Source organism: Flavobacterium suaedae, assembly GCF_014642915.1.
GTDB lineage: Bacteria > Bacteroidota > Bacteroidia > Flavobacteriales > Flavobacteriaceae > Flavobacterium > Flavobacterium suaedae.
The window spans coordinates 480,510-507,439 of the sequence record NZ_BMJE01000003.1 but is presented as its reverse complement, the minus strand read 5'-3'; the positions used below and the strand labels follow the sequence as shown (position 1 = coordinate 507,439).

Annotated in this window: 17 protein-coding genes; 13 read left to right on the top strand and 4 right to left on the bottom strand. The window is 36.5% G+C overall.

Annotated features, from left to right (window positions below):
• Positions 1–30 precede the first annotated feature (30 nt).
• The 3 genes from IEW45_RS08200 (at position 31) to IEW45_RS08190 (ending at position 3,917) form a co-directional block, all read left to right on the top strand.
• On the top strand, positions 31–1,998 hold the full coding sequence (locus tag IEW45_RS08200) for a phage tail-like protein (protein WP_188620742.1): 1,968 nt from the start codon (positions 31–33) through the stop codon (positions 1,996–1,998).
• Positions 1,999–2,449: 451 nt separating this feature from the next.
• Positions 2,450–2,878, top strand: coding sequence for a hypothetical protein (locus IEW45_RS08195; protein WP_188620741.1), 429 nt, complete (start codon positions 2,450–2,452; stop codon positions 2,876–2,878).
• A gap of 31 nt (positions 2,879–2,909) precedes the next feature.
• The gene (locus tag IEW45_RS08190; RefSeq protein ID WP_188620740.1) at positions 2,910–3,917 is read left to right on the top strand and encodes an acyl-CoA dehydrogenase family protein; all 1,008 of its coding nucleotides are present in this window, start codon (positions 2,910–2,912) and stop codon (positions 3,915–3,917) included.
• 1 nt (position 3,918) lies between these two features.
• Here the strand turns inward: IEW45_RS08190 and IEW45_RS08185 are convergent, their stop codons facing one another.
• From IEW45_RS08185 to gldJ, 4 genes are all read right to left on the bottom strand, one after another.
• A complete protein-coding gene (locus IEW45_RS08185) occupies positions 3,919–5,610 on the bottom strand; it encodes an RluA family pseudouridine synthase (protein ID WP_188620739.1) in 1,692 nt (563 codons plus the stop codon).
• A 62-nt stretch (positions 5,611–5,672) separates the two neighbouring features.
• Positions 5,673–7,415: an APC family permease gene (locus IEW45_RS08180; protein WP_188620738.1), complete on the bottom strand. Its 1,743-nt coding sequence runs from the start codon at positions 7,413–7,415 to the stop codon at positions 5,673–5,675.
• Between the two features lie 99 nt (positions 7,416–7,514).
• Positions 7,515–8,804: a UDP-N-acetylmuramoyl-tripeptide--D-alanyl-D-alanine ligase gene (locus IEW45_RS08175; protein ID WP_188620737.1), complete on the bottom strand. Its 1,290-nt coding sequence runs from the start codon at positions 8,802–8,804 to the stop codon at positions 7,515–7,517.
• A 71-nt stretch (positions 8,805–8,875) separates the two neighbouring features.
• Positions 8,876–10,546 carry a gliding motility lipoprotein GldJ gene (gldJ, locus tag IEW45_RS08170; protein ID WP_188620736.1) on the bottom strand — a complete coding sequence of 557 codons (1,671 nt, stop codon included), beginning with the start codon at positions 10,544–10,546 and terminating at the stop codon, positions 8,876–8,878.
• A gap of 218 nt (positions 10,547–10,764) precedes the next feature.
• Here gldJ and porU point away from each other — a divergent pair, with 218 nt between their 5' ends.
• The 10 genes from porU (at position 10,765) to IEW45_RS08120 (ending at position 26,880) form a co-directional block, all read left to right on the top strand.
• Positions 10,765–14,598 (top strand): type IX secretion system sortase PorU, encoded by a 3,834-nt coding sequence (gene porU / locus IEW45_RS08165; protein WP_188620735.1) that lies wholly within the window; start codon positions 10,765–10,767, stop codon positions 14,596–14,598.
• A 42-nt stretch (positions 14,599–14,640) separates the two neighbouring features.
• Complete coding sequence (gene porV / locus IEW45_RS08160; RefSeq protein ID WP_188620734.1) at positions 14,641–15,861, top strand: type IX secretion system outer membrane channel protein PorV; 1,221 nt, start codon at positions 14,641–14,643, stop codon at positions 15,859–15,861.
• Positions 15,862–15,864: 3 nt separating this feature from the next.
• Entirely contained in the window at positions 15,865–16,347 is a 483-nt protein-coding gene (gene cdd / locus IEW45_RS08155; protein WP_188620733.1) for a cytidine deaminase, read from the top strand.
• Positions 16,348–16,547: 200 nt separating this feature from the next.
• Positions 16,548–17,549 (top strand): pyruvate dehydrogenase (acetyl-transferring) E1 component subunit alpha, encoded by a 1,002-nt coding sequence (gene pdhA / locus IEW45_RS08150; RefSeq protein ID WP_188620732.1) that lies wholly within the window; start codon positions 16,548–16,550, stop codon positions 17,547–17,549.
• 9 nt (positions 17,550–17,558) lie between these two features.
• The gene (locus tag IEW45_RS08145) at positions 17,559–19,238 is read left to right on the top strand and encodes a pyruvate dehydrogenase complex dihydrolipoamide acetyltransferase (protein WP_188620731.1); all 1,680 of its coding nucleotides are present in this window, start codon (positions 17,559–17,561) and stop codon (positions 19,236–19,238) included.
• A 96-nt stretch (positions 19,239–19,334) separates the two neighbouring features.
• Positions 19,335–19,961: an alpha-ketoglutarate-dependent dioxygenase AlkB family protein gene (locus IEW45_RS08140; protein WP_188620730.1), complete on the top strand. Its 627-nt coding sequence runs from the start codon at positions 19,335–19,337 to the stop codon at positions 19,959–19,961.
• Positions 19,962–20,010: 49 nt separating this feature from the next.
• Positions 20,011–20,688 (top strand): SDR family NAD(P)-dependent oxidoreductase, encoded by a 678-nt coding sequence (locus IEW45_RS08135; protein WP_188620729.1) that lies wholly within the window; start codon positions 20,011–20,013, stop codon positions 20,686–20,688.
• Positions 20,689–20,715: 27 nt separating this feature from the next.
• A complete protein-coding gene (locus IEW45_RS08130; RefSeq protein ID WP_188620728.1) occupies positions 20,716–21,312 on the top strand; it encodes a SprT-like domain-containing protein in 597 nt (198 codons plus the stop codon).
• A gap of 79 nt (positions 21,313–21,391) precedes the next feature.
• Positions 21,392–22,465, top strand: a complete 1,074-nt coding sequence (locus tag IEW45_RS08125) for a mannose-1-phosphate guanylyltransferase (RefSeq protein WP_188620727.1) — start codon at positions 21,392–21,394, stop codon at positions 22,463–22,465.
• Positions 22,466–22,605: 140 nt separating this feature from the next.
• Positions 22,606–26,880, top strand: coding sequence for a T9SS type B sorting domain-containing protein (locus IEW45_RS08120; RefSeq protein ID WP_188620726.1), 4,275 nt, complete (start codon positions 22,606–22,608; stop codon positions 26,878–26,880).
• The last annotated feature ends 50 nt before the right edge of the window (positions 26,881–26,930 follow it).

The window sequence follows — 26,930 nt, the reverse complement described above, 5'->3', positions numbered from 1 at the left end:
TATTTAAAAAAATCTAAACATTAGAATAAAATGAAACAGAACAAACATTTTTTACTAATATTACTTGTACTGGTAGGCTATTCAGCTTTTGCACAGGTAAAAATAGGGGATAACCCAACAACTGTTGGTGAAAGCTCGTTACTGGAGCTTGAAAGTACTAATAAAGCACTTGTATTGCCAAGAGTTACAAGTACAGATGCAATTACCACTCCGGTTGAAGGTATGATTTTATATGACCTTTCTTCGGGCTGTGTAAAAGTTTATGAAAACGGAGCATGGTCTAATTGCCTTAGCGCAGCTTCTAACTCTTTGTCTGATACTAGTAACGGAACTGCTATTGTAGCATCATACAGTTGTTCAGGAGCCTCTGTAGGTACAATGACAGAAGGCGAAGAAGTATCAGGTACAACTCAAACTATTACAGCAAATGTTACCGCAGCAGGTAGTTATAATATTTCAGCTACTTATGATGGTGTGACTTTTTCTAAATCAGGCATATTTAATGCGGAAGGTGATCAAGATATAGTTTTAGAAGCAACAGGTACGCCAAACACGGCAGGTGAGGGGACATACACCTTAAACACTACACCAAACTGTAGTTTTACGCGAAGTATTGGAGAGCCATTTAACACTACTGCTTGTACTACAACGTACGGGAATAATTATCCTGCTACAGTTACGGTTGATGGACAAAGTGTTACAGTAACAAAATCAGGAACTTCAAGCGGAACTTCCAGTACAATTACTCATTGTGGAGTATCATCATCATCAGGCTTTCAAAACACTGACTTAAACCAGTTTGCAACTTATACCTTTACTGTTCCTTTGAAAAATGTACAAGTGTATAGTGTAAATAATGAGGAGAGTGAGAGTCAAGAAGGATATACGGTAAGTGCAAGCTTAAATGGTGCAGCTGTACCTGTACAATTAGTAGTTGCTGGCGGTACCTGCCAAGATAGATTTAGTACATCACAAGCTGGTAATGAAGCTTCTATACGAAATACGGTATCCGCTGGATTTATAGGAGGTATAATATTTAACATTAGTTCTGCAAGTGCTTACGATGAAATTACAATAACCAGGCTATCCACTGCATCAGGAAGTAATGCACATGCCCTTGCATTTTGTAATGCTGAAGCAGTACCTGACAATTCATCAGGAGGCTCTGCAATAATAGCATCATACGATTGTGAAAGCGGTACAGCAACAGGTACGCTTACTGTAGGTACAGCAGCATCGGGCGTTACACAAACTATTACAGTTGATGTTACAGCTGTAGGAGGCTACAACATTTCTACTTCTGAGGTAAATGGCATTACTTGGTCAGCATCAGGTACTTTCTCCAGTACAGGAGAGCAAGCTATTACACTAACTGCTAGTGGTACACCTACTAATGCAGAGGTTAGTACATTTACTGTAGGGAGTTCGCCATCGTGTACTTTTAATAGAACTATAGGGGCTGCTTATACAACTGCAACGTGTGGAACAAGTGAAATATATGGCGGCAATAATTTCCCTATAACAGTATCAATAGATGGTACAGACGTTAATGTTACCCGAACCGGAAATTCAACAACAACAACTAATAATAGTACATATTGTGGTAATATATCAGGAAATGGTACATGGCAAAGTACAGCCACGAATGCTTTTGCAACTTATACTTTTGATGTACCGTTAAACAACGTACAAGTAATAGGAATTGGTAACGAAAATACTGAAGGTGATGAAGGGTACACTATATCAGCATCTTTAGATGGCGTTTCTGTACCTGTACTAGCTGTGGGTATTGCGGGTAACTGTTTGGATAGTTTCGATTTTACTCAGGATGGAAATGAAGCAAGTGCACGTAATTCAGGAATTGCAAGTGGAGGACTAATTTTGAATATTAGCTCAACTAATGCTTACGATACAATTACAATTACCAGAACTGCTGATTCCGGAGGTAGTAACAGGCATGCACTTATATTTTGTAATGCCGAAGTTGTATCAAACTAACACGTTTAAACTAGCTTATCTGTTTTAAATTGTAGAAAATAATATTTTATTTTTTAGTTAATAGCAATTTGTTTTTTTAGGTATCCTTAAAGGAGTGTATGTTAAAACATACGCTCCTTTATATTTTATATAAGTAATAAATATTTGTATTAATTATACAATGAATGTAAACTATGTTTTATATAAAGTTATAATCTATATAAGCAGAAACTCATTCATCAATACCAAAACCTGTATTAAAACAAAATATAGTTAGGCTCGAACTCCTCATCGTCCACAGATTAAGGGTTTTAGTGAAAACTGGAGCTTTTTTTGTTCGTATAAATCACCTAATTCTCTAATGTGAATGAGAGGGGATAGCGAAAAATATTCTTTCTGGAAATGCACCTATTATATATACTTTTGTAAAACCAAATAAGCGGGATAATATAATAAGAAATATAATTAATTTATGGGAGTTGAAACATATAACTTTACAAAAGGGGAAGTTTATTGTTTGGAGACAAATAATATGTTTGTTTCAGATATTATATTAAGCAATGATGCTTTTGATTCGGAAAAGACAGTTGTTATCAATAGTTTATCAAGAAATACAAAAGTTTATTTGTTGCCTCCTTACAGGGATAAAAATAAACGGGGTCTAAAAAAAGTAGGTTTACATCCTAAAATTGGGACTTGCGAATTAGATTTTCTTAAGTTTGTTATAGATAGGGAAATTGATGATTATCAATTTATAATTTTTGGATTAGCAGCTATGACTTTTGAAGGAGTAGATTTTTTAAAAGATTATTTACGTTTAAAAATAAAGGGGAAAGATAAGGTAGCTGTCTTGATAGATTATGATCCAAAATACAGAGAAAAAGTTATATTACTCAAATAATACATTAAATACCTACCAACATAATAATTTCATGCTTACTACAGAAGAACTGCAAAAACGTTTGTTTTTAGCTAAAGAATTTGACCAAGAAGTTTTACAAACCATTCACGATAAAAAATGGCTGCAAATTTGGGTTCCGAAAGAGTATGGCGGTTTGGATTGTTCTTTACCCGAAGGATTAAAAACATTACAGGATTTAGCGCGTATAGATGGTAGTTTCGGGTGGTTTATAACCCTGTGTAGCGGAGCTAACTATTTTGCACGTAACCTGAAAAAAGAAACAGCCTCAAAACTATTTAATAAACCTGATATTTGTTTTGGAGGTAGCGGAATGTTAAGCGGTACAGCAGAGAAAGTAGGGGGTAAGTATGTAATAAATGGTTTTTGGAGCTATGCCACAGGAGCGCCATATCTTTCTCATTTTACGTTAAATGCACATATAGTAGAAGATGGTAAACCTTTACTTACTGATGACGGGCAGCCAAAGTTTCTTTCCTTTGTTTTAGAGCCTTCACAGGTTGAAATTATTCCTGAATGGAATACTATGGGAATGGTAGCTACAGCATCACATAGTTTTAAGGTGGATAATCAATATGTACCCGAAGAGCAGAGCTTTGTGTATAATGAATTTTACAGTGATGGCTATTTAAGCCAGGTACCATTTCAGACTTTTGCTGATTTAACGTTGTTGGTAAATTACATAGGTATGGCTGAGCACTTTCTAATAGAAAGCGAAAAGATTAAAACCGTAAACGGTCAGGCTGAATTACGTAACTATTTGAATACAGTTACAGAGAAAGTAAACCAGTATGCAGAAGGTATAGAGAAAACTCTTTTAGAAACATCTGCTTTAGAGGAAGAATTGATTACTGAAATTCATCAGTTTGGTGAGGATGTCGTTGAAAAGCTAATGATTTTTATAATTAAACTACACCAATCAACAGGTATTAAATCTTCAGCAAATGATGAGGTGATTAATCAAATATTTAAGGACTTTTTTACAGCTACGCAGCATGCTAATTTCAGACCAAAAGTTTAGATTAAAACTCCTCTTTTACTTCAAACTTTAAAAGTTTTTTTGTTACCGGATGAACAAAGGAAAGGAAAGCTGCATGCAGGTGCAACCTGCTGTCGTTGGTGCCATAAAGGTCATCGCCAACAATAGGTGCATTAAGTCCCATTTCGTGTGCGGCATGCATTCGCAGCTGATGCGTTCTTCCTGTAAGTGGCCAGAAATGTACTTTGGCAGTATTTTCATTTCTTTCTACTACTTTCCATTTTGTAATGGCTTTTTTTCCATGTTCAAAACAAACAAGCTGCCTCGGTCTGTCATCTATATCACCGCGTAATGGCAGGTTTATTTCGCCTTCGTTTTCTTCAATAGGTTTAGAAAGTAATGCGGTATAACGTTTGTTTACAGTACGTTTTAAAAACTGCATTTGTATATGCTTGTGCGCCTCCTTGGTTTTAGCTACCACTAAAAGCCCTGAGGTTGCCATATCCAAACGATGTATAATAAGTGGCTCTATGGTTTTAAAAGTTACTTTTAATCGTGTATATACAGAGTCTTTAATATTAATTCCCGGTACTGAGAGTAATTCAGCAGGTTTGTTTACTATAATAAAACTATCATCTTCATAAACGGTTTCCAGTTCTTTGTTTTCTCCCGGGTTGTGTAAAAGTGGGTCTTCATCCGTAGGGATGTCCTCCAGCATGTGTTTTAATATAGGTTTGCATCTACCTGTGCAGGCAGGATAAAACTGCTTGTGTTTTCGTATATCTGATTTTGGCGATGCTCCCCACCAAAATTCTGCCATAGCAATAGGCTTCAGCCCGTTTAAAAAAGCATATTGTAATAGCTTGGGCGTAGCACACTCTCCGGCAGCTACAGGCGGTTTCCCGAAAACAGTTTCGCTGAAAATAGTGTATAAACTTTTTTCTACTCCGTGTTTATTCAGGAAAGTATATTGTTCAAAAAGCTGTTGCTGTAATGCAGCCGATTTTTCTTTTCGCTCTTTTTTTAAAGCATTAATAGTATCTTCAAATTCATTTATTTGAGATTGCTTTCCCGCTAAACGTTCATCCCATTTACCGGATAGTACATTTAAAATGTGTTTATCTCGTAAACTTTGTTTTATTAAGTCCGCTTCAAAAGCGGAGTACTCTTCTTCGGTTAAAAGCGGTTTCTGTGTTTTTCTGAGTTCCTTTCTGTCAGCCTTATTAGCTTTTAATTCCTTTTTTGAAGTACTGATTTCTTCATCAGACTGTTTAGAAAGCTCTTCAAATTCCTGCTTTAAATTTATGTAGGTTTCATTCTTTTCCAGTTCTTTAACCTGCCTATTAATGCTGCTAAGTATTTTTTCGCCTTGTAGAAAGAAGCTGTTGTCAGTTAGCATATCAAATACAGGAGGAACAAATTTAATATGGTTGTTTGTGCCTGCCATTTTTCCTGAAAATGCTGAAAGGTAACCTAGCTTGCCATTAGTATCTTCAATAACTAAAATACCAAACATTTTACCTATGGCAGTATCTTCTTTGTTCTCTGTAGTTCCGAAATTATGGTCTAACTCCTCAGATTTTTTTTCTAAATAATCTTGTAGCTCAGTAGCAGCAATTTCAGCCAAAGGGTGTGGCTTGTAATAAAATGGATAGGTAAATTTTTCGGGAGGATTGATTCCATTTATGGTATTCTCAGAAAAATATGTAATCTTATTTTGGTAATCGTTTGTCACGAAACAGGCTAATTTAAAAGGTGTTTATAAACAAGTATGTTTAAATAGAGTAGGGTGTTGTATTACATGATAAGTCTTACTCCGCCCAGTTCTGATACTTTATAAGGGAATTTATCTCCCGGTGAGCCAATAAACATAAAGTTTTTAGGTATTTCCCATTCTTCAGAAAGCTGGTCTATCAATTCAGGACCAAACACTCCCGAAAGTTCTATAAACTCAACATTTATATCAGGATAAGCTCTGTCAAGCACCTTTAAGTCTTTCTTTAATTCCTTGTTCTGCTGGTCATCGCTAAGTATGTTTACAATCTTTAGGTTCTTGGTAGTTTCATTTTGTTGCACATACTGCATTACTTTGTTTAGTATAGCTACGTCATCACCTTTGGTAAAGAATACAAAAGCCTGTGCATTTATCTTGTATTGTATTTTTTGTAAATACCTGTTACTTACAATTACAAAGCGCCTTACAGGTTTATAAAAATATTCAAGAACATCAAGACTCAATTGTATAATTGCTGCTCTGTTAAGCATTACAATTACAAAAATTAGTGCAGGTATAAAGTATTTTATAAAGGTTGTAAATGCATCTTTGTTAAGTATGATATTTCCGTAAAATGCAATAACTATAAAGGTAATTGCTATTACCACAGATATACCTTTTGCTCGTTCAGGGCGTGGTAATCTTTTCCTCTTTATTTTTAATAATAAGTTACCTATACCAAAAAGGCACATTACTGCAAGGAATGAAAATGTATATACCCCTGCGAGTGATTCTAAATCGCCATGGGTAACTAACAATACAGAAACACACAGAATCAGAAAGCTAATGATGATACGATAGCTGGCTCCTCTTTTATTTTCTTTTAAAAAGAAGTTAGTTAGTATTCGGTCAAGTGTCATTCGTCGTAAAAGCCCTGAAACACCTACAAAAGAAGTAAGTACAGCACCGCATAGCACCAATACAGCATCTATAGAGATTAACCATGATAGCCACGAACCGCCTGTAGTGTGACCCAAGTAAGAAAGTAATGATTCTTTATGTTCTCCCATTTGTGCAAATGGTATAATGGCTATTAATAATATTGCCATTACAGGATTAAAGAAACTTACAATTCCCCACATATTTTTTAGTGTTTTTGGGAAAACACCGCTTTCCTGTTCTTCAACAAAATTGGCGGAACTTTCAAAACCTGATATACCCAACATTGCTGCTGAAAAACCTAAAAATAGAGTGTACATGATACTTTTTCCTGTGACGGGCATCTCCCAGTTGAGATGAAAAGTATCTAAGCCATTTGTTAAAAGGAAGTAGCCGGATACTGCTACTAAGAGTGTGAGTGATATGAGGTGAAAGATAAATATAAATACTGCTACAATGGCAGACTCTCCTATACCGAGTATTGATAATATGCTGAAAATTAATAGTACTACAACAGTGGCAATTTCTATATTAATGTCACTAAAAATAGTTTGTAAGTAATGCATTGCTTCTGAGGCTGATATTACCGCAGTTGCCATATAGGATAATACCGTTAATATTGCAGCTATAGAGGCTACCCTTTTAGTTGAGGTATTTAGTAATACATTATATGCTCCTCCGTTTAACGGTAGGGCACCTACTACTTCACCATATATTTTTCGGAATAAAAAAAGTACAAACGCGACTATTAAAAGTGATATCCATGCATATTGACCGGCATAACCTATAGTTAATGCAGAAACATAAAGACATGAAGAACTTATGTCGTTCCCACAAATTGCTGTAGCTTGTAGCTCATTAAGTTTGCGGGTAATTTTATTTTCCATTACTTATATCCATTAGCATTTAAAAATTGCCCTTTTGTAGTGTTTAGTTATATCTAAGGTACACATCTTTTTTTAATTATGCTTTTAAGAGTAAGTTAATTACAAAACCTCCAGTGTTCTTTCTAAAGCCATACCACGTGACCCTTTTATTAAAATAGTATTTTTCCCTGGAAGTGGGTGCTTTTTTAAATGGTAAGCAAAGGTATCGTAATCTCTGAAAAAATAAATATTTTCTTTTTCTGTTTTACAATCAAAAAAATGTCTTCCTACAAAGTAAACTGTTGTTTTTTCTTCAGATAATAGCTTTTCTACTATTTTTTGGTGCTCATCATAACTTTCTTCTCCAAGTTCAAACATATCCCCTAAAATAGCAACCTTATTACTGTCGTTAAGCTGAAAGAAATTATTTAACGCGACATCCATGCTGCTTGGGTTAGCATTATAAGCATCCATGATTACTTTATTTCCCTTATGCTCTAATACCTGAGAGCGGTTATTGCTTGGAAAATAATTTTCTACAGCCTGTTTTATTTTTGTGTCGCTTACTTTAAAATAGTTGCCTATAGTAATGGCAGCAGCAATATTAGTACCGTTATATTCTCCTATAAGGTTACTTTGTATTGTTATACCATTATATATAATCTTAACCATAGGGTTAGCTTCAATTGCCTCTATACGAACATCAGTATTATAATTGTCAACGGCAAAAGTAACTCTCGAGATACTTTCAGTTTTTTCTACTTGTATAGGGTCGTCCAGATTTACAAAAGCAGTTCGGGTATTTGCAGTTAAATAATTATAAAGCTCGCTTTTACCTTTTATAACGCCTTCAATTCCTCCAAAACCTTCTAAGTGTGCTTTCCCGAAGTTAGTAATATAGCCAAAGTTAGGCTCGGCGATGCTGCATAAAAATTCAATCTCTTTTTGATGATTGGCCCCCATTTCTACAATACCTATTTCTGTTTCTTTAGTAAAAGAGAGTAGAGTAAGTGGTACACCTATATGGTTATTTAGATTTCCTAATGTAGCTTTAGTATTATACTCTGAAGATAAAACAGCATTTATAAGCTCTTTAGTAGTAGTTTTTCCGTTACTGCCTGTTAACGCAATTATAGGTAAACCAAGTTCTTTACGGTGATGGTTAGCTAACTGCTGTAAAGCTTTAAGGCTGTCATTAACTAATAGCAGGCTATCTTTTGTTTTATACTCAGCGTTGTCAATAATTGCATACTTCGCACCTTTAGTTAAGGCTTCTTCTGCAAATTTATTCGCATCAAATTTTTCGCCTTTAAGTGCTACAAACAAACAATCAGGTTTAATGTTACGGGTGTCTGTACAAACACCGCTACATTTTAAAAAGTGATTATATAATACCGAAATACTTTCCATATAACTATATAAAAAAATAAAGCCCTAAATATAGGGCTTTATTATATAAATTGTATGTAAGTAAACTATTATTAGTTTCTTGCAGTTTTTCTGCTTGATTTAGGACCTACTTTAGACATTGCACATCTGAATCCGATGTAGTCTGTAGCCATATCCTGAGGGAAGTATCTTCTCTGTGCAGGATCTAACCAGTAAGCTCTGTCTCTCCACGAACCACCTTTGTAAACTCTTACATTGTCATTTACAAGTGTTGTTCTTGAGTCTGAAGAGTCCCAAGTACGGTCTAAATTACCCATACTATCAACCTCTACAGTGTGCTTAGGAGAATCATACATTCTTTGGTTTTCATCAAGACCGGTTTCTTCAGATGCTCCATAGTTAAAGTAACGAGAAGATTGTACATCACCATCACGGTAATTTCTGTTGTCACTTCGTGTATAGTTTTGTCTTAAGAATACGTCTTCTTGAGTAATCGGCTCCTGAGCGATTTGACCTGGTAAGTTTCTGTACTGTATACGACCATTACTTAATGTATCATATTCAATAGTTTCAGCAGTTACAAGCTCAGCTCTTCCGTCTTCACCAATTTTATTTTTCATATATACGTTACCTCTGTAGTAGTTAAAGTCATTAGCTTCATCATCTACTATAGGGCGGTATACATCGGCAACCCATTCTGCTACGTTACCTGCCATGTCGTAAAGACCAAAGTCGTTTGGTGGATATGTTTTTACAGGAGCTGTAATATCAGCATTGTCATCAGACCATCCTGCAATTCCTCCGTAGTCACCTTTACCTTGCTTAAAGTTTGCAAGTTGGTCACCTTTACTTTGTCTTCTTCCGTTACGAGTATATTGACCTTTCCAAGGGTATTTTTTGTTACCTCTGTATAAATTGTACTCACGGTTACCCACAAGAGCAATAGCAGCATATTCCCACTCCGCTTCCGTTGGTAATCTGTATTCAGGTAAAATTAAGCCTGATGTTCTTTGTGCATAAACGTTTTTAGCTTCTTCATCACCAGCCATTTTGTTTCTAGGTCCCCTGTAAACAATTTCTTCGTTACCTCCGTAACTTTTGTTTGGACTTTCAAGGTAAGCTTCTGTGCTGAATGTGCTTTCTGCAGAAACATCAGTTATTTTAGCATCTTTTTTAAGATAACCTTCTCTTTCAAGAACTGATTCGTTTACACGGTCTGTTCTCCATTTACTAAACTCAACAGCCTGAATCCAGTTAACACCAACTACAGGGTAGTTACCGTAAGCAGGGTGTCTCAGGTAGTTATTAGTCATAGTTTCGTTGTAACCTAATGCTGCTCTCCATACAAGTGTATCAGGCAGAGCACCAACGTATATGTTTCTGTAGTTTTCCTCACTTGGTGGGTAAACCCTTTTTAACCAGTCAAGGTATTCCATATACATAACATTTGTTACTTCCGTTTCATCCATGTAGAAAGATTGAACGTGTTGTTGAGTAGGTGTATTATTCCAATCATGCATTACATCATCGGCAACTCTACCCATAGTAAAAGTACCACCTTCTACTTCAACAAGTCCTGGAGCAGTTTCCTGCTTTTTGTAATTTGAGTTGTGCTGAAATCCTCCTTTTTTGTCATTAATCTTCCAGCCGGTAGCCGTAGAAACATTCCCGCTACCGGATCCATTTTTACTACAACCAGTAAAACCAACCGTTACTGCAATTGCTAATAACGATTTTAAAGCAGTGATCTTGTTAATTCTCATCTTTGTTGGTAATAATTTTGTGGCGCAATATAATAATTAACCATTAAACCGCAACACGATTTTATAATTTTTAATAAAAATCTAAATTTATGTTACATCTCTCTTTCTAAAACGGTCATTTTAAAGTAATATTGCATCAGTTGGGTGTAAAATATAATTTACCCTAAATAATATGTCCTTATTGTAATATATTCTTCCTCTTTACGTTTTCTGATGTAATGAAAAAACAATTGCTTTCATATATATTATTGTTGAGTTTTCTGGCGCTTCCTGTATTAGGGCAGCAGTCGGGCAGTATAACTCTTAACTGGAAAGATAATGTAAAAACTTCGGTTGGTAATTATCCCGTTACTTTACCCGAATTTCAAGCAGAGTATATGCAGTATGATGCAACTAGCAGTAAATTATACTTTGCCTTTAATATTCCGGTAAATGCAAGCGTAAATTCAGCTACCCTAAATATAACTAATGTATTATACGAGGATATAACGAGTAGTCAGTTGGGAGACTTAAATTCTGAAAATTTAGATAACGATATAAAAGCAACAGTTACTCCTGTTAAAGCACGCAGTAATTGGTATGCATCTTTAAAGTTATCTCCTGTTATTAAGAAAGGTAACAGTTATAAAAGGATTAAATCATTCAACTATTCTTTTAATTTTAATACTGCTGAAAGAATAGCTAAAAGCACAAACGATTTTAACTCAGTATATAATTCTGTTTTAGCCTCAGGAGAATGGTATAGGTTTTATGTAAGAGAATCCGGAGTTTATAAAATCTCAAAAAACTTTTTACGACAAATAGGTCTAAAAGTAGATGTTGACCCAAGAAGAATAAAAATATATGGTAATGGCGGACGTATGCTGCCTTTAATTAATTCAGTAGAATATCCTGCCGACCTTAAGGAAAATGCAATAATGTTTGTAGGTGAGGAGGACGGCGTGTTTGATAATCAGGATTATATTTTATTTTATGCAGAAGGAGTAGACAATTGGAATGAGGAAAGTGGTACGCATAATAACCTGTATGGAGACAAGGCATATTACTACGTAACCTCTATAGGTGGTACAGGGAAGCGTATTCAAACAATGCCACAACCTTCGGGTGCTGCTACAGTTGTTACAAGTTCTTTTGATGAGTATGTTTACCATGAAGAGGATAGGGTTAATATAGCTCGTTTGGGTAGAAAGTGGCATGGAGAGCAGTTTAATATAGAAAACAATCAGGAGTTTGATTTTGAAATTCCTGATATTTTAAATGAAGAAGCTACTATAAAGGTTAGCGCGGCAGCAAACGCTGTAACACCAACTTCAATGGCTGTTAATGTTAATGGTGCTGATCTTGGTAATGTATCATTTACACCTCCGGGGCAGTACGATGAAGCCAGAGATGGTTATTTAAGTGCAACTTTTACACCTAATGATGATGATATTACGGTAACGCTTGATTATAATAACGGAGGGGTGCCAACCTCTAAAGCTTGGTTAGACTATATAATAATAGAGTGCAAAAGAGCGCTTAAAGGAGGGAATGGACAGTATAGATTTACTTATAACGATGCTGCTAATGATGTAGGGGTTATAGAGTATCAGTTTACAGAAGCTTCAAGTATTGATGCGGTTTGGGATATTACCAATATATATGATGTAGCTCAGGTAACAGAAAATGAAGAAAATCAATTTTCATTTAAAGCAAATATGGGCGAAGCCAGAAAGTATATTACACTGGTTTCTTCTGATTATTATACGCCATTAAGAGAATCAAACTCTAAAATAGCGAACCAAAACTTAAAAGGAACTATACTTAAAAACAGCCAGGGGCAATTTCAGGATTTAGATTACCTTATAGTAACTCCTGAGTTTTTGAAAACAAAAGCAGAGTCACTAGCGGATTTTCATCGTACTAATTCAGATCTTACCGTTAAAGTAATTACACTTGAAGCTATATACAGAGAGTTTTCATCAGGACAGCAGGATATAGCTGCTATACGTAATTTTGTTAAGTACATATATAATAATGCTTCATCTGAAGCAGATAGGTTAAAATATGTAAATATGTTTGGTGATGCTTCTTTTGATTATAAGGATAGGATACCTAATAATACCAATATAGTACCTATTTATCATTATTATAGCACCAACCAAACAGGTACTGCTAATTATAGTATTGTACGTACCTACGCATCTGATGATTTCTTTGTAATGCTGGATCCTAATGAGGGACATGGAGATGTGGGGCTTGCCGATGTAGCTATTGGGCGCATGCTGGTAAGCAGTACTACACAGGCAGAAGAAATGATTAATAAAATACGTGAATACGGTGGTGAAGAGTCGTATGGCAGATGGCGTAACGAATATACTATTATGGCAGATGATGCTGATGAATCATCGGATAACTTTGTACCGACACAAGAAAGTATAGTGGCGCTTATAAATCAGAATAAGCCATTTATAAACGTAAGAAAAATATATGCTGACTCTTATGTGCAGGAGGTTTCCTCAGGAGGGGAGCGTTATCCTGATGCGAAAGATCAACTCATACGATCAATTAATTACGGCACGCTCGTATTAAATTATTTAGGGCACGGTAGCGAAAAAGGTATGGCTAGCGAAAGGCTTTTAGAAGAGTCTGACGCAAAAGCATTTACCAATAGGTATAAATATCCGTTATTTATTACGGCAACCTGTGATTTAACCAAGTTTGATAACCCTTACCTTACTACTACCGGAGAGGAGATTTACTGGAATCCTTCAGGGGGTGCAATAGCCATGATAACTACTACAAGGGCTATTTTTATATCTACTGCAAATCAGTTTAACAGAGACCTTACTGCTGAGTTGTATGCTTTGGGAGGAGGAGACTACCCTACCATGGCAGAGGCTTTAAGACGAGCAAAAGAAGCTGGGTTTGATTATCAGGTTATCGCTTTTGTGGGCGATCCTGCTTTAAAATTGGCTATACCGAAACCTAAAATTGTACTTACAAAAATAAATGATGTTCCGCTAGATGAGGTTACCGAGCCTATGCAGTCCCTTTCTCATGTAAAATTATCAGGTATGGTAACAAGTGAAGGGGGGAGTATTATAAATAACTATAATGGAGATTTGGCTGTAACAGTATTTGATAAAAATATTCAAAGACAAACTTTAGATAATGATGGGACGCTTGGCATAAATATAGAATTTGAAACACTGGGAGAAACAATATTTAGGGGTAATGCCTCAATAGTTAACGGGCAGTTTAATGTTGATTTTGTAGTCCCGCGAGATATACGTATACCTGTGGGTAACGGTAGAGTAAGTTTTTATGCGAACAGAAATATAATTCTGGAAGACCAGACAGGTTATGATAATGATATATTAATAGGTGGGGTAAATGAAAATGCTGCTGAAGATAACATTGCACCAACCGTACGGCTTTACATGAATGATGAAAGTTTTGTTTCGGGTGGTTTAACCAATAGCTCACCTATACTGTTAGCTTTTTTAGAAGATGAACACGGTATAAATACCGCTAGCGGTATTGGGCATGATATAATAGGTATACTGGATGGCGATGAAACCAACCCGTTTTTAATGAATGACTATTATGAAGCTGATTCGGATAATTACCAAAGAGGAAAAGTACGATTCCCATTCACTGATTTAGAGGAAGGTTTACACACCTTGACTTTTAAAGCGTGGGATGTATATAATAACCTGGTTACAGCAGAAATTCAATTTGTGGTAGCGGGAGACAATGAATTAAAGTTAGAAAGAGTATTAAACTATCCTAACCCGTTTGTAAGTTATACCGAGTTTTGGTTTAACCATAACAGACCTTTTGAGCCGCTTGATGTACAGGTGCAGATATTTACCGTAACCGGAAAAGTGGTAAAAACTATAAACCAATCTGTGGTAACAGATGGTTTTTTATGTAGGGATATAAAGTGGGACGGTCGTGACGATTTTGGTGATAAAATCGGTAAAGGAGTCTATATATATAAATTAACAGTAAAATCATCTATAAGTAATAAAACAGCACATAAAATTGAAAAACTTGTGTTGCTGTAAAAAATACTATATTTGTGACCTTTTAAATTCTTAAAAAACGAAATGAGAAAGATTGTTTTATTTGCCGTATGCTTACTGGCAGTGCAGATGGTAAAAGCCCAAAACGAGAGAGTAATTACTACAGGTGTGCCTTTTTTACTAATAGCTGCTGATGCAAGAGCTGCTGGTATGGCAGACCAAGGGGTGGCAACATCTACCGATACGTATTCACAACAATGGAACCCTGCTAAGTATGCATTTGCATTAGACGGACAGGGTGTGGGTGTAAGTTATACACCATACTTAACACAAATTGCAGGAGACATATCGTTAGCGCAATTAAACTATTATAACAGATATAGCGAACGTAGTGCCTTTGCAGGTAGTCTTCGTTATTTCGGTTTAGGAGATATAGAATTAAGACAAAGCCCTGATGATCCCGGGATTATAAGAAGCCCGAACGAATTAGCACTTGATGTGTCTTACGCATTAAAGTTGAGTGAGCGATTCTCTATGTCGGTAGCAGGACGCTTTATTAGCTCTAACTTAAGAATTCCTGAAGCGGCAGGTGGAGCTGATGCCAGTGCGGCGACTACATTTGCTTTTGACGTAGCAGGTTTCTACCAGTCGGAAGAAGTAGCATATACTGATTTTAACGGTCGTTGGAGAGCTGGTTTTAACTTCCAGAATATGGGACCTAAAATCAACTATAATAACGATGAGGATACAAACAGTAGTAACTCTAACTATTTACCTGCTAACCTAAGAGTAGGTGGTGGTTTCGATTTTATATTTGATGAGTATAATAAAATAGGTGTAAATGTTGAGTTTACTAAACTGTTAGTACCAACACCACCGGCACTTGTAGAGCCTGTGGACAGCAATGGAAACGGAGAGATTGATGATGATGAAGTTGATGCTGCTGATGCACAATATGATCAGGATTTATTGGACTATAATAAAACAAGCTGGGTTTCAGGAATATTCGAATCTTTCGGAGATGCGCCTGATGGCTTTAGCGAAGAATTAAAAGAAATAACATACTCTGTAGGTGCAGAATATATGTATCAGGATGCTTTTGCATTTCGTTTAGGTTACTTTAATGAGAGTGAAGTAAAAGGAGCACGTAAATTCTTTTCACTGGGTGCAGGTTTTAAGTATACAGTAGTAAAAATTGATGTATCTTATCTGTTCTCAGCATCTAAAGTAAGAAACCCGTTAGAGAATACACTTCGTTTCTCACTTACATTTAACTTTGGAGACAGAACATACGACGAGTGGTAGTAGATGAAAGAAATAAGTATAATTTCAAAATATACAGTATATAATACTGTAGAGGAACTTCCTCAGGATGTTAAAAAGCTAATGGAGGAAGCGGTTAAAGTACGTAAAAGTTCTTATGCACCCTATTCCCACTTTCATGTAGGGGCAGCACTCCTGTTAGATAATAATGAAATTGTACTTGGCTCAAATCAGGAAAACGCAGCATACCCTTCAGGTTTATGTGCTGAGCGTGTAGCGGTTTTTCATGCCAATGCTGTTTACCCCGACGCTAAAATTTTAAAAATAGCAATATCGGCAGCGGCAGAAACTAAAAAAGTAACTGAGCCTATACCGCCTTGCGGGGCATGCAGGCAATCTATTGCTGAATATGAAGTGAAACAAGATACCCCTATCGAAATTTATTTTATGGGAGAAGAAGGGGAGATATATAAGTCTGATTCACTTAAAAATCTCTTACCTCTTGTGTTTGAAAACAGACATTTATAATAAACAAATATGTTAACTAAAAGGATTTCGTTGAAATCCTTTTTTTATTTTTAAGTAATTTGTAGAAAATAACACATATTATTTCTTTTAGTTATAAAAGGGAAGTGCTATTTTTGCTTTTCGCAAATTTGTGTGAGGAAACTTTTTGCGAGTATTTATAGTTAAGTTTTTTAAAGTCACATTTAGCAAATATTTCAGGGATGGAAGAAATTACAAAAGAAGTTTATCTGAAGTGGTACGAGGATATGCAGTTTTGGAGAAAGTTTGAAGACAAGCTTGGAGCATTGTATATTCAGCAAAAAGTTAGAGGTTTCCTTCACTTATACAACGGTCAGGAAGCAGTACTTGCAGGTGCGCTTCATGCAATGGACCTTTCTAAAGATAAAATGATAACAGCTTACCGTAACCATGTACAGCCAATAGGTATGGGTGTAGACCCGCGTAAGGTTATGGCAGAGCTATTAGGTAAAGCAACAGGTACATCTCAGGGATTAGGTGGTTCTATGCACATTTTTTCAAAAGAGCATGGTTTCTACGGTGGTCACGGTATAGTAGGTGGTCAGATACCTTTAGGTGCAGGTCTTGCATTTGCTGATAAATATTTTGAAACCGGTGGTGTTACCCTAACCTATTTTGGTGATGGTGCAGCACGTCAGGGCTCACTACACGAAGCATTTAACATGGCTATGCTATGGAAGCTTCCTGTAGTATTTATAGTTGAAAATAACGGTTATGCAATGGGTACCTCGGTAGAGCGTACTGCAAACCATACGGATATATACAAACTTGGTTTAGGGTACGAAATGCCTAGCGAGCCGGTAGACGGGATGAACCCTGTAAAAGTAGCGGAAGCTGTTTACGAAGCAATGGAGAGAGCAAGAAAAGGAGAAGGCCCTACTTTCCTTGAAATGAAAACGTACCGATACAGAGGTCACTCAATGAGTGACGCACAGCATTACCGTACTAAGGATGAGGTTAAAGAATACCAGAAAATAGACCCAATTACTCAGGTACGGGATATAATTAAAGAAAATAACTACGCTACAGACGAAGAGATTGAAGCTATTGATAAGCGTGTGAAAGATAAAGTGAAAGAATGCGAAAAATATGCAGAAGAATCACCATATCCGGACAAAAGTGTTATGTATGACGTAGTTTACGAACAAGAAGATTATCCATTTTTACCTCATAAATTAAAATAAAACATCACCATGGCAAAAGTTATAAACATGCCCAGACTGAGCGATACCATGACTGAAGGTACCGTTGCTACCTGGCTGAAAAAAGTGGGCGATAAAGTAGAGGAAGGCGATATACTTGCTGAGATAGAAACAGATAAGGCAACTATGGAGTTTGAGGCTTTTGATGCCGGAACTCTTTTATATATAGGCGTTGAAGAAGGAGATACTGCTCCTGTAGATAGTGTTCTTGCTATAATAGGTGAAGAAGGAGAAGACTATAAAGCTGCTCTTGAAGGTGCAGACGAAGGTTCTTCTGACGATGATAAAAAAGAAGCAGAAGATAAAGAAGATAGCAAAACAGAAGACGCTGAAGAAAATACTAAAGAAGAAAGTAGTAACGATTCAGCATCCGGAAGTACTGAATTACCTGAAGGTGTAAAAGTAGTGACAATGCCTCGCCTTAGTGATACTATGACGGAGGGTACTGTAGCTACTTGGTTGAAAAAAGAAGGCGATAAAGTAGAAGAAGGTGATATACTTGCTGAAATAGAGACAGATAAAGCTACAATGGAGTTTGAAGCTTTTGATGCCGGTACATTATTATATGTAGGTATTCAGGAAGGCGAATCTGCTCCTGTAGATAGCGTTTTAGCAATTATAGGTCCTGAAGGAACTGATGTTTCGGGTATTGCTGAAAACTATAAAAAAGGAGGTGATGCTACGCCCTCTGAAAATAAAAAGTCTGACGACAAAAAAGAAGAAAAGAAAGAATCTTCAAGCGAAGCTAAAAAAGAAGCACCTAAAGCAGAAAGCAATAAAGCTAATGATGGCGGTAGGATTTTTGCCTCGCCGTTAGCAAGAAAAATGGCTGATGAAAAAGGTATTGAACTTAGCAACGTAAAAGGTTCCGGTGAGAACGGAAGAATTGTAAGAAAAGATATTGAGAACTATAAGCCGGAAGCAGCACCTGCACAACAGCAGAAACAAGCTGAAACGGCAGCGCCTCAGGTATATACTCCTGTGGGAGAAGTAAGTACAGAGGAGGTTAAGAACTCTCAAATGCGTAAAACTATTGCGCGTCGTCTTTCTGAATCTAAATTTACAGCTCCGGAATATAGCCTTACAGTAGAACTTGATATGGATGCAGCAATAGCATCAAGAGGTGTTATAAATGCATTACCTGATACTAAAGTATCGTTTAACGATATGGTTATTAAGGCAAGTGCAATGGCTTTAAGAAAGCATCCGCAAATAAATACACAGTGGAAAGATGATGTAACAGTTTACAACAAGCATATTAGTATTGGTGTTGCTGTAGCAGTAGATGAAGGACTGGTTGTACCGGTACTTAAATTTGCTGACCAAATGAGTCTTTCTCAAATAGGTGCAGGAGTTAAAGATCTTGCAGGTAAAGCAAGAAACAAAAGATTACAACCTGCCGAAATGGAAGGAAGTACATTTACAGTTTCTAACCTTGGTATGTTTGGTATAACAGAATTTACTTCTATTATTAACCAGCCAAACTCAGCTATCCTTTCAGTAGGTGCTATAGTACAAAAACCGGTTGTTAAAGACGGGCAAATTGTTGTAGGTAATACTATGACAGTAACCCTTACTTGCGATCACCGTACTGTAGATGGTGCAACAGGAGCACAGTTCCTGCAAACACTAAAACAATACATTGAAAATCCTGTAACAATGCTTGCATAAGCACTTCGTTATAATCTTAAATAAATTTAATACCCGTTCTGTTTTTCAGGGCGGGTATTATTTTTGTTATAGAGTAAAGAGTAGTAATTTTGAGTAATGAAATTATTTAATGATACCGACTTATTTACCAACAGCAAACCCAATAAAACTATATTGGATTTGCCTGATGCGGAGTTGATGCTGTACAAAGGTTTCTTCTCTAAGCAGGAGTCGGATTATTACTATACTACTTTACTAAATAATACTCCCTGGCGGGAATCAGAGCTTACGGTTTATGACAAAACGCATACCATTCCGAGAATGATTGCCTGGTATGAAGATAAAAGTAATTTTGGTGCAGACCTTAGCGCACCTTTCTGGACGCCTGAATTACTGGCTATAAAAAAGAAAGTAGAACAGGAGTGTGGTGTTACATTTAACAGTGTGTTACTTAATTTATACAGAGACGGAAAAGATGGTGTGGGCTGGCATAGCGATAAAGAGGAGCGTTACGATAAAAACCAAATAATAGCTTCGGTTACGTTTGGGGAAACGCGTCCTTTTAAATTACGACACAAAACAAAAAAGGATATGCCTGTACAGGAGTTACTCTTAACACATGGTACTTTGCTTTTAATGGCAGGAACCACTCAGGAGTATTGGGAACATACCATCCCTAAACGCTCAAAAGATACACTTCCCCGTATAAACCTTACTTTCCGTCGTATCAATAGAAAGAAGTAGTTTTAAATTATTATTTTAGCGGAAGAAGCAAAGAAACAGTAATAAAACAATGAAAAATGTAATTGTTACCGGTACGAGTCGGGGCATTGGCTACAAATTAGCACTGAAATATGCTAATGAAGGACATAATGTTTTGGCACTTTCCAGAAAAACGGCAAAAGAGCTACTGGAACATAAAAATATAACCTGCCTTTCTGTAGACCTTTCTAATTCAGACGGGTTAAATCAGACAGAAAAATACATTAAAGAAAACTTTAAGTATGTTGATATTGTAGTGCACAATGCAGGTGCTTTATTATTAAAACCATTTGCAGAAATAACTGCTGAAGAGTTCGAGTATATTTATAAAGTAAATGTGTTTGGTGTAGCAGCTTTAAACAGGCTGGTGTTGCCGTATATGCAAAAAGGTTCCCATGTAGTAACTATAAGTAGTATGGGCGGTATACAAGGCAGTATGAAGTTTGCAGGCTTATCAGCTTATAGTTCCAGTAAAGGCGCTGTTATAACACTTTCAGAACTTTTAGCTGAAGAATACAAAGAGCAGGGAGTGTCATTTAATGTGTTGGCATTAGGAGCTGTAAATACCGAAATGCTGCAAGAAGCATTCCCAGGGTATGAGGCACCTTTAAAGCCGGAAGAAATGGCAGATTATATTTATGAATTTTCATTAACAGGTAATAAATTTTATAACGGAAAAGTGTTGCAGGTATCAAGCACTACACCGTAAGTACGTAAAAGTATATAGTATAGCATTTTGAAACATATTATAGCACCATACTTACCGCAGCAGGCAACAGACCCCGTTTTTGAGTTGATTAAACTGTATGGGGTTAACCTTAAAATTGTTAATGAAAGGGTTACCAGGCATGGCGATTACCGTAAGGGCACTGATGGCAGACATCAGATAACCATAAATGCTAACCTTAATAAGTATAGGTTTTTAATGACCTTGGTACATGAAATTGCGCATTTGGTAGCTTTTGAAAAGTATGGCAGGAATATAAAACCGCATGGAGTGGAGTGGAAGCTTACCTTCCAGCAACTTATGGTTCCGTTTATACGTCCGGAAATTTTCCCTAACCAGTTATTACCCTTGTTAGCACGTCATTTCAGGAACCCGAAAGCCAGTAGCGACACCGATGCTACGCTGTCTATTGCACTAAAGCAGTTTGATGAAAAATCAGAAAAGAATTATATATTTGAGATTCCATACGGGAGTAATTTCAGGATACATAACGGTAAAATATTCAGTAAAGGTGCTCAACGGGTAAAACGTTTTGAATGCCAGGAGGTTGCTACGGGTAAGGTTTACTTGTTTAGCCCAAATGCGGAAGTGGAATTATTACCGTAGGATTTGTTAAAAAAAACTAAAAGAATTTTGAACTGGATGAAAATATCAGAAACTTTATTAATAAGTAACCATCTGGAAAATGAAAAACAGTAATTATTATGCAGTATTAATGGCAGGAGGTGTAGGTTCACGCTTTTGGCCTGTTAGTACAACAGAGTTTCCGAAACAGTTTCACGATATGTTGGGTACGGGCGAAACCCTTATCCAGAAAACGTTTGCAAGGCTATCTAAAATAATACCTGAAGAGAATATACTAATTCTTACCAATGCAGCGTATAATGATTTGGTGTTACAGCAATTACCACAGGTAAAACCGGAACAAATTGTTTTAGAGCCTGCTATGCGTAATACAGCACCCTGTATATTATATGCTTCATTAAAAATTAAAAAACAAAACCCTGACGGCGTTATGGTTGTTGCGCCCAGCGACCATTGGATTGAAAATGAAGATGAGTTTATAGGGAATTTGCAAACAGCTTTTAATTACGCTGAAAGGGATGATGTTTTAATGACGCTTGGTATACAGCCTACTTTTCCAAACACAGGGTATGGTTATATAGAGTATGATAAAAAGGATGAGGCACCTATAAAAAAAGTTTCTCATTTTAGAGAGAAACCTGATTATACCACAGCCCGTACATTTTTTGATAGCGGGAACTTTTTATGGAATGCAGGTATATTTATATGGAGTGTAAAATCTATTACCGAAGCATTTAAAAAGTTTCAGCCTGTAATGTACGCTTTATTTGATTCCGGTTTTAGTGTGTATAATACCGAAGGTGAGAAAACTTTTATTACAGATAACTATATAAAATCTACCAATATATCTATTGATTATGCGGTAATGGAAAATGCCGAAAATGTGTATGTATTACCTGCTACCTTCAGTTGGAACGATTTAGGAACCTGGGGTTCATTACATGAAAAGCTTACTAAAGACCCTAATGATAATACTGTGGTAAACGCTACAGTATTTATAGAAAATGCAAAAAATAATATTATCCGTACTGATAAGGATAAGATAGTTGTTTTGGATGGTTTAGAGGATTTTATTGTAGTAGATAAAGAAAATATACTGCTCATTTATCCTAAAAATAAAGAACAAGAGATTAAAAAATTCACGGAATTAGTAGCTCCGAAATCTAAGTCATAAATTTCTTTTAAAAATATTTTAAATATTCAGGTAGGGTTTTTATCAGGTAAAGTGTTTACTTTTAAATGAGTTCTAGCCAAATAACTCCATTTTTATTATAAATTTGGAAAGTTTAGAATTTTAAAAACACACACCAACGCATGTCCACCTACTCATTAACTAAAAGAATTATACCTACTTTTGTATTATTCTTATTCACATTTTGTGCTTATGCGCAATTACCAGACTTTACACTAACTGTTACACCAACTCCGCAAACCTGTTTCGGTAATGGTGCGCTTAATTTCTCGGTATCAGGAACTAATAGCTCTGCCTCAATAGACTATTCTGTGTACCTTTTGCCTAATACAACAACTGCTATAACTGTTACTACCGATAATGTTGCTACGGGACTGGGAGCAGGAAACTATCTTGTTATAGCAACCCAGTCATTAGGTACAGAATCTAACACCAGCTCAGCAGAGGTGACAATAGAAAATCAGGTAACCCCATTGTCTTATACGCTTACGCCAACCCATGTTCGTTGTGGTAATGACGGTGCCATAACTGTAAATGTAAATTCAGGTAACCCTGTTTCTTATGAAATAATAGACGGACCTGTTACAGTTCCGCTACAATCAGATAATGTGTTTAATAATCTTCCCGAAGGTATTTACGTTGTAAGAGCGTACGATGATTGTGGTGAAGGTGTAGTAGTAACAATACAGCTGGTACAAATAAATACTAATGTTATTTTAGGAGATGTAACTTTTCCTGTAGCAGAATTACCGGATTGTAATACCATATCTGTAGGTAATACCTATGCTATGAGTTCAAATAACGAAGAAATATTCTGGCCGCTTACTTATGAGTATACAGTATACCCTCCTGGTGGCGGTACTCCTACTATTGTAACAGAGGTATTGCCTTCAGGAGATGAAACAGTAGCACCAACTAATTTTATAGCAAATATTCCTTTTTATCATGATCAGGAATATTATTATGATTTAGAAGTAACAGATGTTTGCGGTAATGTATTTACGAGAGAGAATAATATAGTAAACCAACACTTAGGTTTTTCAGCAACCTCCAGTATCGAAAACTGTACTTTTTTATCTTTTAAAATAGCCCCCTTTATATATGTAGGGCCTATAAATGTTAATTTTATTTCTGCACCTGCGGGTTTCAACCCTTCTGATTTTAGTGCATCTCATCCTACGTTTGCTTCTATGGCAGAATATGCTTCAACAACAGCTTCAGTGCCTGAAGGAGTTTATACTGTTGAAATAACGGATGCTTGCGGAAGAAGTTATACAGATACTTTTGATGTTCAGCAACCTGAAAACCAAACACAGGTAATAACAGATGCAGTATGCGGAAGTGATTTGGGCAGTATTCAGATTTGGATACAGGGGAGGACTATTGATACTGTAACCATGATTAGTGCACCTGCGGAATATACCGGAACACTTCCCGAAGATGTTTCTGCATATGTAGGAGATCAGGAAGGTTTTTTAATGGATGGATTGCCTATAGGTACTTATGAGTTTCTTCTTGTTGATACTTGTGGAGAAGAATATAACGAGATTGTAGAACTTGAACCTACTACATCAGGAGGAACGTTTGACATGAACGTATTACAAAGACCGGGGTGTGAAGAGGGGTACGGCTCAATAAGACTTACCAGTGAAGCAGATTTGGAATCGATGATTGTTACCTCCGGTCCTGCTGAATTTAGTGATACTTATCCTGTAGATGTATCGTATAACATTGCGGATAATGGTAATTTTTATATGAATTCTTTCCCGGCGGGAGATTATACTTTTGACGCAATAGACGCCTGTGGTGCTATAGGAACAAAGGATGTAACAGTAGAAGGTTATACCATAACACAAAACGATATTAATGTTATACCATACTGTGGTTCTTTTCAGCTAAGTATACAACACCAAAGTAACGGTAATTATATAAGGTCATTTTGGGTACAGTACTATGATGAAGCTACAGGTACATGGGGACACCCTGAGACAGGTGAAGCTTATACAGATGGCTTACCTACAGAAGTCAATTCGATATATGTAGACCCTCCTTACGATAGTAATCCTACTTTTTATTTTGCTGTAGGTGATTACAGGGTTATAAAAACATTTTATTATTTAGATAACGGTACAACAACTAATGTGCTTTGCTTTAATGTAATTAGTGAATTTACATTTACAGGCGGACCTGAAATTACAGAGGTGTATAGTTTTCCTTGTGCTGATGGCTTAACAGAAGCAGCTGTTGAGGTAGATGGTGTACCGCCATTCTCCTATAAAATTACTACTAAAGATGGGGAGCCTTTCCTGATTGATAATGCAGGTTCAAATATATTCTCAGGTTTGGAATCAGGGTACTATAATTTCCAGGTTACAGATGCTTGCCAAAATATAGTAAATGCACAGTTTAATATAAATGCTACAGACCCTTTAGCTATAACAGCAACAGATTTTTGTGAAGGGGAAGAAGGTACACTTTCGGTACAGCCTCTTTCTTTTTTAAGTTATGAGTGGTACTCGGCAAATGACCCTGATACCGTATTGAGTAATAATAATATTTTAATCTTCACTGCTTTTGATTCAGATACACAAGCAGGAGTATATTATGTGGATATTATTGCTGAGAACCCAACATCATGTATGAATACCACACTGGAGTATGAAATAGAACCTAATGCAATGCCAAATGCAGGTAATGATGATAGCGTAGCACTATGTAATGAAGGAAATACAATTGATTTAACAGCATATTTAAGTAGCCCTCATGATGCAGGTGGTACTTGGGAAGACGTAGATGCAAGTGGTATGTTATCAGGGAATATGCTTGATACAGATGGACTGGCTGAAGGAACATATAATTTCCGCTATACTGTAATGGATGTATGTGGGGTAATATCTGACGAAGCAGTTATAACACTAACCTTTACTGATACGCCTGAAGTTCCTGATGCAGATACTGTGGCGCCTATTTGTGAAGGTGATGATATTGAACTGGGTGTTACTACAATTGCAGGTGCATCATACCAATGGACAGGACCAAACAATTTTACTTCAACCGAAGAATCTCCTGTTATTACTAATGCAGCAATTTCAGCTTCGGGTACTTATAGTGTTACAGCTACAATAAACGGTTGTACTTCGCAACCTGCAACAGTAGAGGTAATAGTAAATACAAATCCTAATGCAGGAGATGACGACACTATTACATTATGTAATGAAGGTAGTACGGTTGATTTAACAGCATATTTAAGTGCACCACACGATGCGGGCGGTACTTGGGAAGATGTAGATTCAAGCGGTATGCTTTCAGGAAATATGCTTGATACTAACGGACTGGCTGAAGGAACATATAACTTCCGTTATACAGTAGTAGGGTGCGATAATGTAACCGATGAAGCAGTTATAACAATAACACTTAATGATACGCCTCAAGCACCTGTGCCTACCGCTGTAAATGCTGTTTGCGAAGGAGAAGATATTCAATTGTCAGTTAATAATGTTACAGGAGCATCTTACCAATGGACAGGCCCTGATAATTTTAGTTCAACAGAACAAAACCCTTTTATAACAGGTGTAGCAGTTTCAGCATCGGGTACGTATAGTGTAACAGCCACAGTAAATGGTTGTACATCGCAACCGTCTACAGTAAATGTTACAATAAACCCGTTACCTGATTTTACTATTGGAGGAGATGCATCATTATGTGAAGGACAAAGTACTATGCTGGATATTAACCCTCAAAACTTCGATATTAATAATGCTAGTCTTGCCTGGTATCATGACGGAGAAGAGTTAGTAGGCGTTAATAGCCAAACTATTGAAGTATTTGAAATAGGGCAGTATGATGCAGTTATAAATACAAATGGCTGTGAAACACAACAGTCAATTGAAGTAACTCCAAAAACAGTTGATTTTGATATAGTACTGGATGGAGGGTGTGTTAATTTTGAATATATACTATCTATAGATAATATTGAAGAAGTGACAGGTTCAACCTTTGTGTGGACAGGTCCTGATGGATACTACTATGTAGGGGAGGAAGCAAATATTAGTGATTTAACTCCCGGAGAGTATATGGTTACTATTACTACCGCTGACGGCTGTAGTGAGCAGGATATTATAATAGTAGAAAATACATCATGTGAGATACCAAGAGGTATATCGCCAAATGATGATGAGTATAATCAGTCATTTGATCTTTCTAACCTTGATGTTATAGATTTACAGATATTTAACCGATATGGCTTGCAGGTATATGAAAGAAGAAATTATGTGAATGAATGGCACGGGCAAAGTGACAAGGGAGAACTTCCGGCAGGAACGTACTTTTATGTCGCTACCCTTTCAGCAGGTAAAAAAGTAACAGGCTGGGTGTACCTGCAACGACAGGTAAATTAATAGCAAGTAAAAACTCCTACTGAAAAGTAGGAGTTTTTTTTTATATTCTA

Coding starts and splice junctions, on each gene's coding strand:
- IEW45_RS08200 (WP_188620742.1), top strand. CDS start 31: ATGAAACAGAACAAACATTTTTTACTAATATTACTTGTACTGGTAGGC.
- IEW45_RS08190 (WP_188620740.1), top strand. CDS start 2,910: ATGCTTACTACAGAAGAACTGCAAAAACGTTTGTTTTTAGCTAAAGAA.
- pdhA (WP_188620732.1), top strand. CDS start 16,548: ATGGAAGAAATTACAAAAGAAGTTTATCTGAAGTGGTACGAGGATATG.
- IEW45_RS08145 (WP_188620731.1), top strand. CDS start 17,559: ATGGCAAAAGTTATAAACATGCCCAGACTGAGCGATACCATGACTGAA.
- porV (WP_188620734.1), top strand. CDS start 14,641: ATGAGAAAGATTGTTTTATTTGCCGTATGCTTACTGGCAGTGCAGATG.
- cdd (WP_188620733.1), top strand. CDS start 15,865: ATGAAAGAAATAAGTATAATTTCAAAATATACAGTATATAATACTGTA.
- IEW45_RS08140 (WP_188620730.1), top strand. CDS start 19,335: ATGAAATTATTTAATGATACCGACTTATTTACCAACAGCAAACCCAAT.
- IEW45_RS08120 (WP_188620726.1), top strand. CDS start 22,606: ATGTCCACCTACTCATTAACTAAAAGAATTATACCTACTTTTGTATTA.
- IEW45_RS08175 (WP_188620737.1), bottom strand. CDS start 8,804: ATGGAAAGTATTTCGGTATTATATAATCACTTTTTAAAATGTAGCGGT.
- IEW45_RS08135 (WP_188620729.1), top strand. CDS start 20,011: ATGAAAAATGTAATTGTTACCGGTACGAGTCGGGGCATTGGCTACAAA.
- gldJ (WP_188620736.1), bottom strand. CDS start 10,546: ATGAGAATTAACAAGATCACTGCTTTAAAATCGTTATTAGCAATTGCA.
- IEW45_RS08195 (WP_188620741.1), top strand. CDS start 2,450: ATGGGAGTTGAAACATATAACTTTACAAAAGGGGAAGTTTATTGTTTG.
- porU (WP_188620735.1), top strand. CDS start 10,765: ATGAAAAAACAATTGCTTTCATATATATTATTGTTGAGTTTTCTGGCG.
- IEW45_RS08180 (WP_188620738.1), bottom strand. CDS start 7,415: ATGGAAAATAAAATTACCCGCAAACTTAATGAGCTACAAGCTACAGCA.
- IEW45_RS08125 (WP_188620727.1), top strand. CDS start 21,392: ATGAAAAACAGTAATTATTATGCAGTATTAATGGCAGGAGGTGTAGGT.